General features: G+C 46.8%; 17 protein-coding genes and 1 other annotated feature. Of the genes, 4 read left to right on the top strand and 13 right to left on the bottom strand.

The annotated features are described in order from the left end of the window. Nucleotides 1–259: 259 nt before the first annotated feature. The 11 genes from btuD to thrS all read right to left on the bottom strand — a co-directional run bounded on the left by btuD (nt 260) and on the right by thrS (nt 9,743). Nucleotides 260–1,054 (bottom strand): vitamin B12 ABC transporter ATP-binding protein BtuD, encoded by a 795-nt coding sequence (gene btuD / locus AB3Y96_RS10830; RefSeq protein ID WP_367299152.1) that lies wholly within the window; start codon nt 1,052–1,054, stop codon nt 260–262. Then, entirely contained in the window at nt 1,054–2,079 is a 1,026-nt protein-coding gene (gene btuC / locus AB3Y96_RS10825; protein WP_367299151.1) for a vitamin B12 ABC transporter permease BtuC, read from the bottom strand. Before btuC ends, btuD begins: the two co-directional genes overlap by 1 nt. A 58-nt stretch (nt 2,080–2,137) precedes the next feature. Beyond that, nucleotides 2,138–2,335, bottom strand: coding sequence for a protein DsrB (dsrB, locus tag AB3Y96_RS10820; RefSeq protein ID WP_367299150.1), 198 nt, complete (start codon nt 2,333–2,335; stop codon nt 2,138–2,140). Nucleotides 2,336–2,418: 83 nt separating this feature from the next. Beyond that, a complete protein-coding gene (gene ihfA / locus AB3Y96_RS10815) occupies nt 2,419–2,715 on the bottom strand; it encodes an integration host factor subunit alpha (protein ID WP_004089944.1) in 297 nt (98 codons plus the stop codon). Between the two features lie 4 nt (nt 2,716–2,719). Then, nucleotides 2,720–5,107: a phenylalanine--tRNA ligase subunit beta gene (gene pheT, locus AB3Y96_RS10810; protein ID WP_367299149.1), complete on the bottom strand. Its 2,388-nt coding sequence runs from the start codon at nt 5,105–5,107 to the stop codon at nt 2,720–2,722. Between the two features lie 14 nt (nt 5,108–5,121). Further along, nucleotides 5,122–6,105: a phenylalanine--tRNA ligase subunit alpha gene (gene pheS / locus AB3Y96_RS10805; protein ID WP_025801267.1), complete on the bottom strand. Its 984-nt coding sequence runs from the start codon at nt 6,103–6,105 to the stop codon at nt 5,122–5,124. A gap of 217 nt (nt 6,106–6,322) precedes the next feature. Beyond that, nucleotides 6,323–6,447, bottom strand: a sequence feature (Phe leader region). Then, nucleotides 6,398–6,442 (bottom strand): pheST operon leader peptide PheM, encoded by a 45-nt coding sequence (gene pheM, locus AB3Y96_RS10800; RefSeq protein ID WP_121626058.1) that lies wholly within the window; start codon nt 6,440–6,442, stop codon nt 6,398–6,400. (Overlaps the previous feature by 45 nt.) A 125-nt stretch (nt 6,448–6,572) precedes the next feature. Next, nucleotides 6,573–6,929: a 50S ribosomal protein L20 gene (rplT, locus tag AB3Y96_RS10795; RefSeq protein ID WP_004089950.1), complete on the bottom strand. Its 357-nt coding sequence runs from the start codon at nt 6,927–6,929 to the stop codon at nt 6,573–6,575. 42 nt (nt 6,930–6,971) lie between these two features. Continuing rightward, on the bottom strand, nt 6,972–7,169 hold the full coding sequence (rpmI, locus tag AB3Y96_RS10790; protein ID WP_025801266.1) for a 50S ribosomal protein L35: 198 nt from the start codon (nt 7,167–7,169) through the stop codon (nt 6,972–6,974). 98 nt (nt 7,170–7,267) lie between these two features. Beyond that, nucleotides 7,268–7,810 (bottom strand): translation initiation factor IF-3, encoded by a 543-nt coding sequence (gene infC, locus AB3Y96_RS10785; RefSeq protein ID WP_025801265.1) that lies wholly within the window; start codon nt 7,808–7,810, stop codon nt 7,268–7,270. Further along, a complete protein-coding gene (gene thrS, locus AB3Y96_RS10780; protein WP_072307217.1) occupies nt 7,806–9,743 on the bottom strand; it encodes a threonine--tRNA ligase in 1,938 nt (645 codons plus the stop codon). The genes infC and thrS overlap by 5 nt, the downstream gene beginning before the upstream one ends. Nucleotides 9,744–10,664: 921 nt before the next feature. Here thrS and ompC point away from each other — a divergent pair. From ompC to AB3Y96_RS10765, 3 genes are all read left to right on the top strand, one after another. After that, complete coding sequence (gene ompC, locus AB3Y96_RS10775) at nt 10,665–11,813, top strand: porin OmpC (RefSeq protein WP_072307216.1); 1,149 nt, start codon at nt 10,665–10,667, stop codon at nt 11,811–11,813. A gap of 531 nt (nt 11,814–12,344) precedes the next feature. Further along, nucleotides 12,345–12,530: a GhoT/OrtT family toxin gene (locus tag AB3Y96_RS10770; RefSeq protein ID WP_072307215.1), complete on the top strand. Its 186-nt coding sequence runs from the start codon at nt 12,345–12,347 to the stop codon at nt 12,528–12,530. A gap of 187 nt (nt 12,531–12,717) precedes the next feature. Next, on the top strand, nt 12,718–12,921 hold the full coding sequence (locus AB3Y96_RS10765; RefSeq protein WP_072307214.1) for a DUF1482 family protein: 204 nt from the start codon (nt 12,718–12,720) through the stop codon (nt 12,919–12,921). Here the strand turns inward: AB3Y96_RS10765 and AB3Y96_RS10760 are convergent. After that, nucleotides 12,918–13,976 (bottom strand): methyl-accepting chemotaxis protein, encoded by a 1,059-nt coding sequence (locus tag AB3Y96_RS10760; RefSeq protein ID WP_367299148.1) that lies wholly within the window; start codon nt 13,974–13,976, stop codon nt 12,918–12,920. The two genes, AB3Y96_RS10765 and AB3Y96_RS10760, sit on opposite strands and share 4 nt — an antisense overlap. A gap of 315 nt (nt 13,977–14,291) precedes the next feature. On the opposite strand from AB3Y96_RS10760, the gene AB3Y96_RS10755 reads away from it, so the two are divergent. After that, the gene (locus tag AB3Y96_RS10755) at nt 14,292–14,540 is read left to right on the top strand and encodes a DUF1480 family protein (RefSeq protein ID WP_025801259.1); all 249 of its coding nucleotides are present in this window, start codon (nt 14,292–14,294) and stop codon (nt 14,538–14,540) included. A gap of 92 nt (nt 14,541–14,632) precedes the next feature. Here AB3Y96_RS10755 and mrdA read toward each other — a convergent pair whose 3' ends face one another. Further along, on the bottom strand, nt 14,633–16,546 hold the full coding sequence (mrdA, locus tag AB3Y96_RS10750; protein ID WP_367299147.1) for a peptidoglycan DD-transpeptidase MrdA: 1,914 nt from the start codon (nt 16,544–16,546) through the stop codon (nt 14,633–14,635). Nucleotides 16,547–16,771 lie beyond the last annotated feature (225 nt).

Here is a 16,771-nt window from a genome sequence, read left to right as displayed (position 1 = left end):
TTGGTTGAAGGAATATTGATTTAAGTGAATTAAATCGAAAATTTAACGTAATAGTTAATTAAATATTTACTTACCCTGCTATTAATTTGCTTAACTATATTTAATATTAAGTCTGTTATACCCAAAATAATTGGAGTTGCTTCACAAAAGGCTCCAGACTTTTGAACAGCGATTGCGCTGGCACCAACGGGGCGAGGCATCGCCGAGTAACGCGGCAAGTGAGTAAATCCCGATGAGCGTAGCCAACACCGAAGCAGCTTCAAGTATGAAGGGTATAAACAAACCAGCGTTGCCCCTCGCTTTCTAATTCACGAAAGTCTATTTCAAACAGCGCAGAAAGATTTTGCACCGTCATCACGTCCCTTGCAGCACCTTGTTGTGATACCACCCCAGCCTTGAGCATCCAAACCTGCTGTGCGTGTCTCTGGGTATGATTCAAATCATGCGCACTGACGATGACGCAAATCCCAAGTTGAGTAAGCTGCTTGAGCAACCGATCCACCGCCGCCTGCTGGCTAATGTCCAGACTGTTCATCGGCTCATCCAGCAACAAAAGCGATGCTTGGGGATTGAGCGTTGGCCATATCTGCAAACACACGGCAGCGATACGCACCCGCTGCCACTCACCGCCAGAAAGATGGGTTAGTGGACGTGCCAGTTTATCGCTTAAGTTAAGCGTTTCTGCCAGATAGTCGACCACGCCATCAGCCAGCTCCCCATCACAGCCTGCGGGCTGGTGCAGCGCCAGAAACTGAAAAACAGGCATCACTGCGCTAGGCTGTTGCTGCTGATGTAGATAGGCGCGATAGCGGGCCAGCTCGGTCGCGGTGAGTTTTTCAATATCGATCTGATTAAGCATAATCGCGCCTTCACCGGGTAAAATACCGGCGATGCGCGATAGCAACGTGCTTTTACCTGCGCCATTCGGCCCAATGATATGAATAAGCGCCCCACGCTTCACCTGCGCACTAAAAGGTAATAGACGCGTCCCGGCGGAGACGTTGTTTAACGAAAGACAGTTCAGCGGAAGAAAATCTCTGTTTTGATTCACCATTAGGCTTTGACACTCCGTGGTCGCAGCAACATCCAGATAAAAATAGGGGCACCGAGCGACGATGTCACCACACCAATCGGCAACTCGGCGGAGAAAAGTGCTACGCGCGCCACCACATCGGCAAACAGCAACACACCGGCACCACCCAGTGCACAGGCAGGTAAAAGTGCACGATGATCGGTGATCCCCATCAGCCGCAGCATGTGCGGCACAACTAATCCGACAAAGCCAATCACGCCCGCCAGCGCAACGCTTACGCCAACTAGCCAGCCAATCGCCACCACCAGTAAATTGCGCCACACCACCAGCGAGAGTCCAAGCTGTCGCGCTTGGATATCGCCCAGAGACATCAAGTTAAGTACTTTTCCCTGATACAGCAGCCAAACGAATACCGGAATGAGCGCGGCTACCAGCCATTTCTGCCGCCAATCAACGCCGCTGAATCCGCCCATCAGCCAATACATCAGTTGGCGTAAATCCAAGCTGGAGCTGAAATACACCGCCCACGTCATCACGGCGCTACAGGCAATACCTAGCGCCACACCAATCAACAGCAGCCTAGAATTTGTCAGCGATTTGCGATGTGCAAATATCATTAGTAAAGCGGTAATCGCCAGCGCACCGATAATCGCACAGGTGCTGAGCACCCACACGGGGAGCAAACTCTGACCGAGTAATACTGCTAATACAAGCGCGACACCTGCGCCGTTGGAGACCCCTAAAAGCCCCGGTTCAGCCAGCGGATTATCAAACAGCGCCTGCATCACCGCACCAGATATAGCCAGCGCAGCACCGACGGCCATCACCGCTAACACCCGTGGTAAGCGGAGCTGCCAGACAAAAAGCTGGGCACTTTCGCTTAACCATTGCGAGGGCCACATCCAGAGATCGCCCGCGCACAAGCTGACTATCACTGCGAACAGCAAAAATAGCGTTAGGAACCACAATTTTCGGCGATCGTGCTGCTTCTGGCGCTGCTGCAATAGGGAGAAATATGAAAGTGTTGGCGTGTCGGCGTTTGGCATAGGGCTAATTAAAGTGATCTAATAAAACATCGGGTGTGGGTACAATAATGAATTTCGGCTATTCATCACCGTGATAAGGCTCAACAAATGTACCATCATGGCTATCTATTTCGTTAAAAAACCATACGCCATTTGGATAACCATCCAGAGTAACTAAATACATCACCCCTTCACTGAATTCTTCAACTTCAATAATTTTACCAATTCGGCGCGGGCCACCATCGGTTTTAACACTAACGAGGTCATTCACTTTCATCTATAGATTATCTCGCAATATCAGAGTTAATGGACGTTAGATAAGAAAAAGGCCACCCGCAGGCGGCCTTTTTGTTTTGCGTATTACTCTTTCGGTGTCGCGTTCTCGACCCGGCTCTTGAGCTTCTGCCCCGGACGGAAAGTAACAACACGGCGCGCCGTAATCGGGATATCTTCCCCGGTTTTCGGGTTACGTCCCGGTCTCTGGTTTTTGTCGCGCAGATCAAAGTTACCGAAACCGGACAACTTAACCTGTTCACCATTTTCCAGAGCGCGGCGAACCTCTTCGAAAAATATTTCTACGAGGTCTTTGGCATCCCGTTTGCTAAGCCCAAGCTTCTCAAACAGGTGTTCAGACATTTCAGCTTTAGTAAGCGCCATAAGTTCAATCCCTCAAGGATGCTTGGAATCGCTGTTTTAATGCCTCTACACATTTTGCGACGGTAGCGGCAATCTCCTCTTCTTCCAGTGTACGGGTGGTATCTTGCAATACCAGACTGATTGCGAGGCTCTTATAACCCTCGGCAACACCCTTACCACGGTACACGTCAAACAAGTTTACGCCAACTACCTGATTTACGCCAACTTTCTTACACTCTGCCAAAATATCTTCTGCAGGGACATTTTCAGCCACCACAACGGCGATATCACGACGGTTGGCAGGATAGCGTGAAACCTCGCGAGCCTGCGGAATACGGCGCTCTGCAAGGGCTTCCCACTCAATTTCAAACACCACGGTGCGACCATTCAGATCCAGTTTACGTTCCAGATCAGGATGAACAACACCAATGAAACCAACGCGTTTGCCTGCTAAATAAATTGCCGCACTCTGTCCCGGATGTAAAGCAGGGTTAGTTTCTGCTTTAAATTGGACGTCATCCAATTTACCGGTCAAATCTAAAATAGCTTCTAAATCACCTTTCAGATCGTAGAAATCGACAACCTGACGTTCCAAATTCCAGTGCTCTTCGTAACGGTTACCCGCGATCACACCGGCCAGCATGACATCCTGACGGATACCCAGATTAGCTGCAGTATCAGGAACAAAGCGTAGACCCGTTTCGAACAAACGTACACGTGACTGTTGACGATTTTGATTATAGACCACCGCAGACAGCAAACCGCTCCACAGAGACAGGCGCATCGCTGACATTTCTACCGAGATTGGGCTTGGCAAAATCAGCGCTTCTTCCGCCGGATGCAACAGCGCCTGAACCTTAGGATCAACAAAGCTATAGGTGATCGCTTCTTGATAGCCACGATCGACCAGCATTGTTTTCACGCGCTTAAGCGGCAAGTTAGCTTCACGATGAGCGGTCATGATCAGATCAGCTTTCACCGGCACGTTTGGAATATTGTTGTAACCGTAAACACGGGCAACTTCTTCCACTAAATCTTCTTCGATTTCCATATCGAAACGCCAGCTTGGTGCAACTGCCTGCCAAGTATCGTTGGCAAAGCTGACCTTACAGCCTAAACGTTCAAGGATATCGGTAACCTGTGCGTCTTCAACGTGATGACCAATTAAACGATCCAATTTTTCACGACGTAGCGTGATCGTGGCGCGCTTAGGCAGCGTTGCTTCGTTGGTGACATCAATGACTGGGCCAGCTTGACCACCGCAGATATCAATCAGCAAACGCGTCGCACGTTCCATCGCCGCGGCTTGCAATGCCGGATCCACGCCGCGTTCGTAGCGGTGAGAAGCATCGGTATGCAGACCCTGACGGCGTGCACGACCGGTGATAGACAGCGGGTTGAAGTATGCGCATTCCAGCAGAACGTCTTGTGTTTCTTCGTTCACGCCAGAGTGTTCACCACCGAAGATACCGCCCATCGCCAGCGCTTTTTGCTGATCGGCAATCACTAAGGTATCAGCCGCCAGCGTGGCTTCATTGCCGTCCAGCAGAGTCAGCTTTTCGCCCTCTTTCGCCATGCGCACAACGATGCCACCTTCTAGGCGGTTTAAATCAAACGCATGCATCGGCTGACCCAGTTCCAACAGAACATAGTTGGTTACATCAACCACCGGATCGATTGAACGGATCCCACAACGACGCAGTTTTTCACGCATCCACAATGGCGTTGCGGCCTTAACCTTGATACCTTTCACCACACGGCCCAAATAGCGTGGGCACGCATCGGTCGCTTCAACCGTAATTGGGAAGGTGTCATGAATTGCCGCAGGAACCGCATCCATCGCTGGCACGTTCAAAGCTAGCTTATTCAGCACGGCAACATCACGTGCAACGCCAATAATCCCTAAACAGTCTGCACGGTTAGGCGTTACGCTGATTTCAATCGCGTTATCATTGAGCTTCAGGTATTCACGGATATCGGTGCCGATAGGCGCATCTGCAGGCAATTCAATAATGCCGTCGTGATCTTCGGAAATACCCAGCTCAGAGAACGAGCACAGCATCCCTTCTGAAGGCTCACCGCGCAGTTTCGCCGCTTTAATTTTAAAATCACCAGGCAATACCGCACCAATAGTCGCAACAGCGACTTTCAGGCCTTTACGACAGTTTGGTGCACCGCAAACGATATCTAACAGACGCTCACCGCCCACGTTAACTTTAGTGACACGCAGTTTGTCTGCGTTTGGATGTTGGCCGCACTCAACCACTTCACCCACAAAAACGCCGTTAAATTCGCCAGCAACCGGTTCTACGCCGTCAACTTCCAGACCGGCCATTGTAATTTGTTCGGATAATGCTTCGCTGCTAATGGCAGGATTAACCCACTCGCGCAACCAGAGTTCACTGAATTTCATGTGATAATCCCGCCTTACTTAAACTGTTTGAGGAAACGCAGATCGTTTTCGAAGAATGCACGCAGATCGGTTACGCCATAGCGCAGCATGGTTAAACGCTCCATGCCCATCCCGAATGCAAAACCAGAGTAAACTTCTGGATCGATACCTACGTTACGCAGCACGTTTGGATGCACCATACCGCAGCCTAATACTTCCAGCCATTTGCCATTTTTGCCCATCACGTCAACTTCGGCGGAAGGCTCGGTGAACGGGAAGTAAGAAGGACGGAAACGAATCTGCAAGTCTTCTTCAAAGAAGTTATTCAGGAAATCGTGCAACGTGCCTTTCAAGTTGGTAAAGCTAATATCTTTATCAACAATCAGGCCTTCCATTTGATGGAACATTGGCGTGTGGGTCTGATCGTAGTCGTTACGATAGACACGGCCCGGCGCAATGATGCGAATTGGCGGCTGCTGTTCTTTCATGGTGCGGATCTGCACACCCGAAGTTTGGGTACGCAGCAGGCGTTTTGCATCGAACCAGAAAGTATCGTGGTCTGCGCGCGCTGGATGATGAGCAGGAATATTTAAAGCGTCGAAGTTGTGATAGTCATCTTCGATTTCTGGGCCAGTTTCAACGGCAAAACCCAATTCGCCAAAGAACGTTTCAATACGTTCAATAGTGCGGGTCACTGGGTGGAGGCCACCGTTTTCCATACGGCGACCTGGCATAGATACATCGATGGTTTCCTCGGCCAGACGGGCATTGAGCGCTGCCGATTCCAGATCTGATTTACGGGCATTCAGAGCTTCCTGAACTTCCTGTTTAGCCTGGTTAATCACAGCACCCGCAGCGGGACGCTCTTCTGCTGGCAGTTCGCGCAGTGACGTCATCTGCAGCGTCAAATGGCCTTTCTTACCCAAATATTCAACACGCACGTTATCTAGCGTGGCAATATCCTGAGCATTCTCTACGGCTGCCTTTGCTTGGGCAACCAACTCTGCGAGATGTGGCATTGCTTTCCTCTTCTTCCAGCCTGTTAGGCCCGATTGTCGATGGTGAGAGTCTCCCCTTCGCACTTGAAGTTGCTGCTATAGAAACCGCCACTTCAAATGCTCTGGGTATATACCCTTCATGCTTGACGCTGCCCTGGCGCAACTTCACGCATTTGGGGGTATCGATCGTCTTAAGTGCGCTCATGAATAAACCTAAATCGGTAAACCATGTTAAAGCAAAAAAAAAGCCTCCACGAGGGAGGCTTTCAGCGCTATTTTTCGTTTCTTTTCTTACGCGCAAAGCCTCCTGAATTCAGGCGCTAAAGTAAAAAAAGAAACGGAAAATAGCAGCGTGCATGCTTGCATTACCTTAAAAAAGTGAAAAAACTGATTCTATTGAAAAACTTAGCGGGCCGAATGTCAAGCCAAACACAAGCCAAACAACAAAAAGCAAAAGAGGGAGCAAGCTCCCTCTTTTATCTGATGGCTTACGCCAGAGCAGATTTCGCTTTTTCTACCAGAGCAGCAAACGCTACTTTGTCGAATACAGCGATGTCAGCCAGGATCTTACGGTCGATTTCAACAGAAGCCTTTTTCAGACCATTGATGAAACGGCTGTAAGAGATGCCGTTCTGACGTGCAGCAGCGTTAATACGTGCAATCCACAGCTGACGGAACTGACGTTTACGTTGACGACGGTCACGGTAAGCGTACTGGCCTGCTTTGATTACTGCCTGGAAGGCAACACGATAGACGCGCGAACGGGCACCGTAGTAGCCTTTCGCCTGCTTCATTACTTTTTTGTGACGTGCGCGTGCAATTACACCACGTTTTACGCGAGCCATATGCTCTCCTTAAGTCTTAATCTTGATTCAAAAAATGTTTACTTATGCGTACGGCAAGCACGCTACGACCAAGCCCAGATCCCCTTTGGAAACCAGACCTTTTGGACGCAGATGACGCTTACGCTTAGTAGATTTTTTGGTCAAAATATGACGCAGGTTAGCATGTTTACGCTTAAAACCACCACCGGCGGTTTTTTTGAAGCGCTTGGCAGCGCCACGCACAGTTTTAATCTTTGGCATTTCGATTTCCACTTCGCATTGTTAATTACATGAATCAGTGAGGCGAATAACGCCAGCGACAGACCGAAACCCATCGCTGGCAGTATTACTTGAGAGCCTTACTGTTTCTTCTTAGGTGCGAGCACCATGATCATCTGACGGCCTTCGATCTTCGTAGGGAAGGATTCGACTACTGCCAGTTCACTCAGATCTTCTTTCACGCGGTTAAGCACTTCCATACCGATCTGTTGGTGCGCCATTTCACGTCCACGGAAACGCAGAGTGATTTTGGCTTTATCGCCATCTTCCAGAAAGCGAACCAGGCTGCGGAGTTTTACCTGGTAGTCGCCATCGTCGGTTCCAGGTCGGAATTTGATTTCCTTAACCTGAACAATCTTTTGCTTCTTCTTCTGTTCTTTGGTGGCCTTACTCTTCTCATAGAGGAATTTGCCGTAATCCATGATTCGACAAACTGGCGGCTCGGCATTTGGGCTGATTTCTACTAAATCAACGCCCGCTTCCTCAGCCTTTTCCAAAGCTTCATTCAGACTGACAATACCAATCTGCTCGCCATCAACGCCTGTTAAGCGAACCTCTTGGGCGCGAATTTCTCTGTTGATGCGATTAGGACGCGCCGGTTGAACTCTTTTTCCGCCTTTAATAACTCGATTCCTCTAATTGGTGAAGACTACGGCTGCGAATCTCTTTTTGCAGCTTTTCGATCACTTCATTTACATCCATGGTTCCCAAGTCTTTGCCGCGGCGGGTACGAACGGCTACTTTGCCAGATTCGACCTCTTTGTCGCCACAAACCAACATGTATGGGACACGACGTAAAGTGTGTTCGCGGATTTTAAAGCCTATCTTCTCGTTTCTCAAGTCTGATTTCGCACGAATACCAGCAGCTTGCAGCTTTTTGGTTAATTCATCGACATAATCAGCCTGTGCATCGGTGATATTCATCACCTGTACCTGTACTGGTGCGAGCCAAGTTGGGTAGAACCCAGCATACTCTTCAGTCAGGATACCAATGAAGCGTTCCATCGAACCAAGAATAGCACGGTGAATCATCACCGGAACTAAACGTTCGTTGTTTTCACCCACGTAAGACGCGTTTAAACGGCCTGGTAACGAGAAGTCGAGCTGCACAGTACCACATTGCCATGCACGATCCAAACAGTCATGCAGAGTAAACTCAATCTTAGGTCCGTAGAAAGCGCCCTCACCCGGCTGATATTCAAACGGAATGCCGTTTTCTTTCAGCGCTGCGGCCAAGTCTTCTTCCGCACGATCCCAGATTTCATCGCTGCCGATACGTTTTTCTGGACGAGTAGACAGTTTCACCACGATTTTTTCAAAGCCGAAGATGCTATACATGTCGTATACCATCTTGATACAGCTGTTTACTTCATCGCGGATCTGCTCTTCAGTACAGAAAATATGCGCATCATCCTGAGTGAATCCACGCACGCGCATCAGGCCATGCAGTGAACCCGAAGGCTCGTTACGATGACAGCTACCGAACTCACCCATACGCAGTGGCAAATCACGATAAGATTTCAGACCTTGGTTGAAGATCTGAACGTGACCTGGACAGTTCATTGGTTTAATGCAGTACTCGCGGTTTTCCGAAGACGTGGTGAACATTGCATCTTTATAGTTCTCCCAGTGCCCTGTTTTTTCCCACAGTACTCGGTCCATCATGAACGGACCTTTTACTTCCTGATAATCGTATTCTTTCAGTTTAACGCGAACGAACGCTTCCAACTCACGGAAGATAGTCCAGCCGTCGTTATGCCAGAACACCATACCCGGCGCTTCTTCCTGCATATGATACAGGTCGAGCTGCTTGCCGATTTTGCGGTGGTCGCGTTTTGCGGCTTCTTCCAGACGCTGCAGATAGGCATTTAACTGCTTTTTATCTGCCCATGCGGTGCCGTAGATACGCTGTAAAACGGTATTATTGCTATCGCCGCGCCAGTAGGCACCAGACGACTTCTGCAGTTTGAAATGGTGGCAGAAACGCATATTTGGCACGTGCGGTCCACGGCACATGTCGATATATTCTTCGTGGTGATACAGACCCGGCTGGTCATCGCGACTGATGTTCTCATCCAGAATCGCCACTTTATATGGTTCCTGACGTGCTTCAAAAGCGTCACGGGCTTCTTGCCAGCTCACTTTTTTCTTAATCACGTCGTAATCTTTATCTGCCAGCTCATGCATACGCTTGTCGAGCAGCTCAAGATCTTCCTGCGTCAGGGTATGATCAAGGTCTACATCGTAGTAGAAACCATTGTCGATCACCGGGCCAATGGCCATTTTAGTGTTCGGCCACAGCTGTTTGATCGCATGACCCAAAAGATGCGCGCAGGAATGGCGGATAATTTCCAAGCCTTCCTGATCTTTTGCGGTAATGATGGAAACACTGGCGTCTTGTGTAATCGGATCGCAAGCATCAACCAGCTCACCGTTAACGCGACCCGCAATGCAGGCTTTCGCCAAGCCAGGTCCGATGTCCATAGCAATATCCATTACGGATACAGGTTTGTCGAACTGGCGCTGACTACCGTCAGGAAGTGTAATAACAGGCATTTATATTCCTTATCTACAGTGGTGACCCACACGACAGGCCACATATAGAAAACAATTTGTATTTAAAATCATCGTTTTATGGGCGCCATCCTGCTGTACTTTGCAAGATATGTACGCAGCGTGATACATAAAACGCTATGCACCCCTGAATACTCACACCCACTACCGCCGATATTAACACCCACAGAGAATGGGTTAAACAAAAACACGGCTACACAGCGATTCTTACCTGCTCTCAACTTGGCAGATGTTACGTTAGATCAAATAACAGCGGGTTAAAGAAAAGGCATTTCCAAATTTTTCAAACAGATCACACTCAGTGAAAGTTCATAGTGATGACGGGCTGTTCAACTTCGTAGGTCCATATTTTGCTGTACCTGATGACCATTGACTGAAAACTGACTAGACAACGGCGGCTATGGTTGCATATTTATGCCATCCAATAAAATAACGCACGGGTCATTAATAAATATAACGAGGCTGCATAAAAGGAATTATATTTTTTAATCTTTAAATATAAAAATAAAGCGCCGGGAAGAATCCCGGCAATAAAAATAATGAAAAGAATGAATATTCATAGTAAGACATACTACGTAATCTGCATTGGCATGCAGTGGCCTAAAAATAGTATTCCTATGATTAGAAATCAAATTAACAAAAGGTGCTTAAGCCAATAAAACTATTAACGGTGATTGACGATATAGTTCAAAAGCTAGATCTTAACGTAAGTAAACCAAACAAGTGAGAGTTATCATATTCAAACTTTTATTTAATTCCGCATTTTTTGCGCTTTTACTCCATCTGCAAAGCCGACAATATCGACAGCACTTAGCTTATTTAGTTCATAAAAATGAGTTAATATTGTTGAGTATAAAAAAAGCAATTGGCATCAATGCAATAATAAAGGTTAAGGAAAATAAAATGAAACGCAAAGTTCTCGCAGTGGTAATACCAACATTAATGGCATTAGCAGGAGCAGCCCATGCTGCCGAAATTTATAATAAAGATGGCAATAAACTAGACTTACATTTCAAAGTCGATGGCCTTCACTATATTTCAGATAATGATAACTCCGATGGCGATCACTCTTATGTCCGTGGTGGTTTCAGTGGCGAAACGCAAATTACGGATATGCTGACCGGCTATGGCATGTGGGAATATCAAGCAAACCTAAACCATACTGAAGGCGAAGATAATAGAAACTTTAGCCGTTTCGGTTTCGCCGGCCTTAAATTCGGGGATTATGGCTCTTTGGATTACGGGCGTAATTCTGGGATTATTTACGACATCATGGCTTGGACCGATATGCAGCCAGAGTTTGACGGTAGCACCGTTGGCGCTGATAACTTCATGTTCCAACGCGCTGGCGGCGTGCTAACCTACCATAACCGTGATTTCTTTGGCTTGGTCGATGGCCTAAACTTCGGCATTCAGTATCAAGGTAAAAATGACGACCCAACCGAAAACAAAGATGGCCGTGATGTATTAAGCCAAAATGGTGATGGTTACGGTTTATCACTCTCTTACGATCTGGGCTATGGTTTTAGCCTCGGTGGCGCCTACTTCCAATCTGACCGAACCAACGACCAGAACAGCGGCGGTAAAGGTGGTCGCTATAATGATATTATGGGTAATGGTGATAAGGCCGAAGCTTATACTGTGGGCGTGAAATACGAAAACAGCGGTTATTATGCCGCGGCAAACTATACACAATCCTATAACGCGATTCGTTTTGGTAACTCTAATGACCATAACGAAGCCTATGGTTACGCAAACAAAGCGCAAGGCGTAGAAATGTATACTGGTTATACCTTTGATTTCGGCTTGCAACCTTTCGTTGGCTGGAACTATGTTGAAGGTAAAGACTTAGGCAGCAATGGCGCATCTCGCGATTATGGCGATCAGAAATTGGTTAACTTTATCGATATTGGTGCAACCTACTTCTTTAATAAAAACATGTCTACGTATGTAGATTATAAAATTAACATGATCGATGATAACGACTTTACTCGTTCAGCGGGCATTGACACTGATGATACCGTAGCATTAGGGATTGTTTACCAGTTCTAAGCGCAGCATCATGATCAATAAAAAATAATAAAGTAAATATTAACAGCCTTTAGCTCGGTATTATACCGGGCTTTTTTTATTTTAAGAGCAGGAAAATAAAATTTAAAAACACATAACTTTCAGCGCTAGATGAAATACCAGCATCCGCAGATAAGCAGAAAGAACTGTTGTCATAAAAAGCGATAGCCTCATCGATGCATAGAAACATCCACATATAATAACCCGCCGGTAATAAAAGGCTTTAAGGGCGCATCGCGCATGAATATTCATTTTTTATGCATTATAATAAGAAAAAGACGAGATGATTTTTATCTATTACGTGTATAAATAAATGAACAGCGCTGCTGAGTTTCGTTCGTATTTTTCAGTTTAGATATCGATGTTTTTTCAGTCATAATTTGTTACACTAGCTAACGTTAGTTTTCGATATCTCAATATCCCATTTTATGTTCCGATTGAGGCATTTGTCTTCACTCGCAGTGAGTTGTTTTTTTTTGATTTTATAGCTACTTCACAAACCAAGGTAATTAGATGTATCCAGCAGCATGGGCCTTTATAAAAACGGTATATTTGATCGGCTCAATCATCTCCGCGTTACTGACTTTCAAAGCCTGCGCTGACCCCTCGCTCAAAATCAGGATCTTCACTGCCATACTGATTGGATTAACATGGCCAATGAGTTTTCCCATTGTTTTGTTATTTTGGGCATTTATGTGATGTAGCATAGCCTTGTAGCAGCATTATTTTATAAGGATAGTGAGTAGGTTAATCGCTCAGAACTTAATAAATGCTGTTGTTATAAGATTTATCTTAGATTAAGTATCATACGAGAAAATAAAAAATTCCTTGGGTAGAATTGAATAAAACACCCGAATGAATTCCGCTGAATGAATAAAGGTTTGTTATGTACGCACTCGTTATGATGGTCTGTTATCTGAGCGGCCCTTGTGAAAGCTTGTACCTTGGTGGTTTTGATACGGAAGAGCAATGTGTACGCGAGATGAATGTGCAGCGAATTCAACGCGGCGGATGTATCCCGCTTGAAAATGTACTAGACGATTTTTGGCAGCCAGCAACCCGCGCTGCTGACTTCCCTCACCTGTTCTAATGTGGACCGATTTGCAGCAAGAGTTCGTCAATCCGCTTAATCACTAACGTGCTGGCGTGCTCCATAGTGGCTAAACTTGCCTTTAAATGCTGATCGTCACCTGCCCTAAATGCCACCAATGCCTCTCGGCCAGAACGATGCACTTCGGCGTGTGGAGCTTCAAGCTGAGCAAAGCTGCTAAGGTGCGAAAACTCCCGCCCCGCGTCGCCATAGAACCATTTCCCTAAGCGGCAATCCGTATGGCTGTTAACTTCAGCAACTTCATCTTGTTGTAATATCAGTTCATAAACTTTGACTTTCCAAATAACGTGATCGAGTTTAACCGTATTCAGAAACTGTTGGGTGGCGATAAAGCGAATGATTTCCTGCATATGCGCTGAAAGTTCAATAACCTGCTGTAACATCTGGCAAGCCTGTTCTGTCGCGTGACGAATATCGTGTGTGGACTGATTATTTTCCCCAACGCTCGCACTCACGCTTTTCGCATGCTGGTTAATATCCTGAGTCAAGGCGGTAATATTTCCCGCCTGAAGTTGAATCTCCGAAGAGAGCTGTTTGATCTCTTTCGCAATAACGGAGAATCCAGCCCCTCGTCCACCAACATGGGCAGCCTCGATGGCTGAGTTGATCGCCAACAGATTGGTCTGTTTAGAAAGCTTATTAATCGCATCGATATTGTTATTAATACCTTTGAGTACAGCAATTAATTCGTCAATGTAGCCAATACTCTCACCGGAATGCTGTTCAATGAGGCTAACCAATTCAGCAAGCCGCCCCATTCCCAGACGAGCCTGTTCATTTTTTTGGTTAAGCTCATCAACCGTCACTAATTCTTCCATCAAGCTTTGGCTAGAGTGCAGCAATGAGTCTCGAATAATTTCTATCGCGCCGATGCCAGAAAGAAAGCTATGACACAGCAATTCACCATATGACTTCTGAGTAACATCAACGTCTTCTATCAACACGGCTTCCGATGTTGGCGCTAAGTCTGTCGTTATTTGCCTTACCGGCCGCTCATGTTTATGCCCAAACCACCGCTTTAATTGCGTATACATTGCCTAAACCCCTCCTTACCTCTGATAGGCCAACCTATTGTGCATGACCATTCAAATCACACTTGACCGCTCCGCACGACATATAAGGGTTATCGACAGAAGCCGCGAAATATTTATGGTTATTATGCTTCGGTAAAAATTTTGTATTTTTTATGTGACAGATAAATCCCAGAAAAATAAAGAGTTAACACTGCGCTAAAAATTAAAATGGAAATGAATTCCGTTTATTTGTGGAAAAAAACCTATCCCCTTCTATGCTAAATAACGGGCCATCTGGTAACCGCACACGTATATGAATCAATCAGGAGAGAAGTTATGGGAAAATCATTCGTTCGAATCGGGATCTTTGAAGTGGAAGATGCAGAACTGTCGAAAACGCCAGATAGCCAGTTGAAGAGCCATACGCTCAGCATACCTTGCAAATCAAACACCGATCTTTGCATGCAGCTTGACGGCTGGGATGAGCAAACCACCGTTCCCGCGCTGCTAGATGGCAAAAACGCCCTGCTTTACCGCAACCATTACGATCGCCAGAGCGATGCTTGGGTCATGCGTTTTGCATAATGGGAAAGCCCTAGGCAAGGATAATTTGATAACCTTGTCTAGGTGTATCAACAAGTTTGAAAAGAATTGGAAATGAAATCCATTTTTAATGATTAATGCGCATCGCGTAACTGCGTGGCATCAAGCGTAGGTAATACCGGCGGTTCAACGGGTTTAGTTTTAGCAAAGATATAATCCAGAATGGCACGCGTTGTCGGTGCTGCAGATACACCATTCCCACCACCGTTTTCTAAAATGACGGCAATCGCAACCTTAGGGTTTGAATACGGCGCAAACGCCGTGTAGAAAATATGATCGCGCAGCTTCACCGGGATCATTTTGGCGTTGTAAACCTGATCTTGTTTCAGCCCAAATACTTGAGAGGTGCCTGACTTGGCGGCAATTTCATAAGGCGCAGTGTGGAAATACTTGTAGCCAGTGCCGTTAGGATAGTTTGCCATACCAAACATGCCTTTTTTCACAATACCCCAGATCGGCGATTTCGGATCGGCCACCTGCGAATGTTCTTCCTGCTGATAGCGCTCGACATGGTTCCCTTGTTTCATCGAATACATCAAATGCGGCGTTTTCGTTGTGCCATTATTGATGAGCGTACTCAAGGCCTTAACCATTTGAATCGGGGTGGCGGTCCAATACCCTTGCCCAATGCCTACAGAAATAGTATCGCCTTGATACCACATTTTTTTGTGGACTTTCTGCTTCCATGCTCGATCGGGCAAAACGCCCTTGGCCTGTTCCATTAAATCGATGCCGGAATATTGCCCGTAGCCAAATTTACTCAACCATTCATGGATGCGATCGATCCCCATCTCATAGGCCACCTGATAGAAAAACGTATCCGCTGATTCTTCAATCGCCTTGGTCACGTTTAACATGCCATGACCGGTTTTCAGCCAGTCTCGATAATGGCGATTAGTGCCGGGAAGCACCCAAGTAGGTTGGCCAAAAAACGTGGTCTGCGGCGTGATAACACCGGCAAAGAGTGCAGATGTGGCCATGAACGGTTTCACCGTGGATGCAGGCGGGTAAATCCCTTGAGTGACACGGTTAATCAATGGTAAGTCAGAATTATCGAGCAAAGCCTGATAAGACTTATACGATATACCGTTCACGAAGGGATTCGGGTCATAGCTTGGGCTAGAGACCATCGCCAAAATACCACCATCGCGCGGATCCATCACCACCACGGCCGCACGCTGTCCCTTCAGCAGTTTCTCAATATATTGCTGAAGCGGTAGATCTATCGTCAGATAAATATTCTTTCCGGCCTGCGGCGGCGTCTCGGTTAACTCTCGCACCACGCGCCCATGGCTATCGACCTCAACCTCCTGCGAGCCCGTGGTACCGTGCAGTTGGGATTCGTAATAACGTTCGATTCCCTGCTTGCCAATGTCATGATCCGCCGCATAGTTTTCACCTTCACCGGCCTCATTCAGCCGTTTGGCATCGCGATCGTTAATCTTTGAAACATAGCCAACAACGTGGGCTAGCTCAGCGCCGTATGGATAGTAACGCTGCTGATAGCTGCTAATCGACACGCCGGGAAATTCAAATTCATTGACAGAAAAGCGCGCAACTTCAACGTCGGTCAGCGCTTCTTTGAGGGGCACTTCAGCAAAGCGTCGAGAGGACTTCATCGCCTCGTGGAAGTTATTAATATCATCCGCTGTTAAATCCACTATCGGCGTCAGCGCTTTGATCGTTTCGTCTAAGTTAGCGACTTTCCCAGGAATCAGTTCAATTTGATACAGCGTTTGGTTTTCTACTAACGGCGTTCCGTTGCGGTCATAAATCAACCCGCGTACCGGCGCAATGGGCAGGGTTTTAATGTCGTTGGCGTTCGAGCGTGTTTGATACTGATCGTGCTCTTCTACCTGAAGGTGATACAGATTAAGCACTAATACGCCGAAAAGCAGCACAACCATCACCGCGGCAATAATTGAACGGCGGATAAACAGCGTCTCTTCAGCACTGTGGTCGCGAAATGGCTCTAGCAAACGGCTCATGACTGGAGATACAGGTGCAAAACGACCTGTCGGATTCACTCAATAATTAAACGGACGCTAAGGCTAAACGCAATCTGCAGCGAGTGAAACCACGGTGATGCTAATGAGTCATCATCATTGTTTCAGGATGTGAATATATTCGTGAAATGTGACAAGACAAGTGTAATTAAGAGGAAAATAGCCAATTGATGTGTAATGCACGCCGCTAAAGTCACATTTTAGGGG

The sequence above is a fragment of the Hafnia alvei genome (assembly GCF_964063325.1).
GTDB classification, from domain to species: domain Bacteria; phylum Pseudomonadota; class Gammaproteobacteria; order Enterobacterales; family Enterobacteriaceae; genus Hafnia; species Hafnia alvei_B.
The sequence above is the reverse complement of the archived record's forward strand: the minus strand, read 5'-3'. Positions and strand labels throughout refer to the sequence as shown.

Coding starts and splice junctions, on each gene's coding strand:
- btuD (WP_367299152.1), bottom strand. CDS start 1,054: ATGGTGAATCAAAACAGAGATTTTCTTCCGCTGAACTGTCTTTCGTTA.
- btuC (WP_367299151.1), bottom strand. CDS start 2,079: ATGCCAAACGCCGACACGCCAACACTTTCATATTTCTCCCTATTGCAG.
- dsrB (WP_367299150.1), bottom strand. CDS start 2,335: ATGAAAGTGAATGACCTCGTTAGTGTTAAAACCGATGGTGGCCCGCGC.
- ihfA (WP_004089944.1), bottom strand. CDS start 2,715: ATGGCGCTTACTAAAGCTGAAATGTCTGAACACCTGTTTGAGAAGCTT.
- pheT (WP_367299149.1), bottom strand. CDS start 5,107: ATGAAATTCAGTGAACTCTGGTTGCGCGAGTGGGTTAATCCTGCCATT.
- pheS (WP_025801267.1), bottom strand. CDS start 6,105: ATGCCACATCTCGCAGAGTTGGTTGCCCAAGCAAAGGCAGCCGTAGAG.
- rplT (WP_004089950.1), bottom strand. CDS start 6,929: ATGGCTCGCGTAAAACGTGGTGTAATTGCACGCGCACGTCACAAAAAA.
- rpmI (WP_025801266.1), bottom strand. CDS start 7,169: ATGCCAAAGATTAAAACTGTGCGTGGCGCTGCCAAGCGCTTCAAAAAA.
- thrS (WP_072307217.1), bottom strand. CDS start 9,743: ATGCCTGTTATTACACTTCCTGACGGTAGTCAGCGCCAGTTCGACAAA.
- ompC (WP_072307216.1), top strand. CDS start 10,665: ATGAAACGCAAAGTTCTCGCAGTGGTAATACCAACATTAATGGCATTA.
- AB3Y96_RS10770 (WP_072307215.1), top strand. CDS start 12,345: ATGTATCCAGCAGCATGGGCCTTTATAAAAACGGTATATTTGATCGGC.
- AB3Y96_RS10765 (WP_072307214.1), top strand. CDS start 12,718: ATGTACGCACTCGTTATGATGGTCTGTTATCTGAGCGGCCCTTGTGAA.
- AB3Y96_RS10760 (WP_367299148.1), bottom strand. CDS start 13,976: ATGTATACGCAATTAAAGCGGTGGTTTGGGCATAAACATGAGCGGCCG.
- AB3Y96_RS10755 (WP_025801259.1), top strand. CDS start 14,292: ATGGGAAAATCATTCGTTCGAATCGGGATCTTTGAAGTGGAAGATGCA.
- mrdA (WP_367299147.1), bottom strand. CDS start 16,546: ATGAGCCGTTTGCTAGAGCCATTTCGCGACCACAGTGCTGAAGAGACG.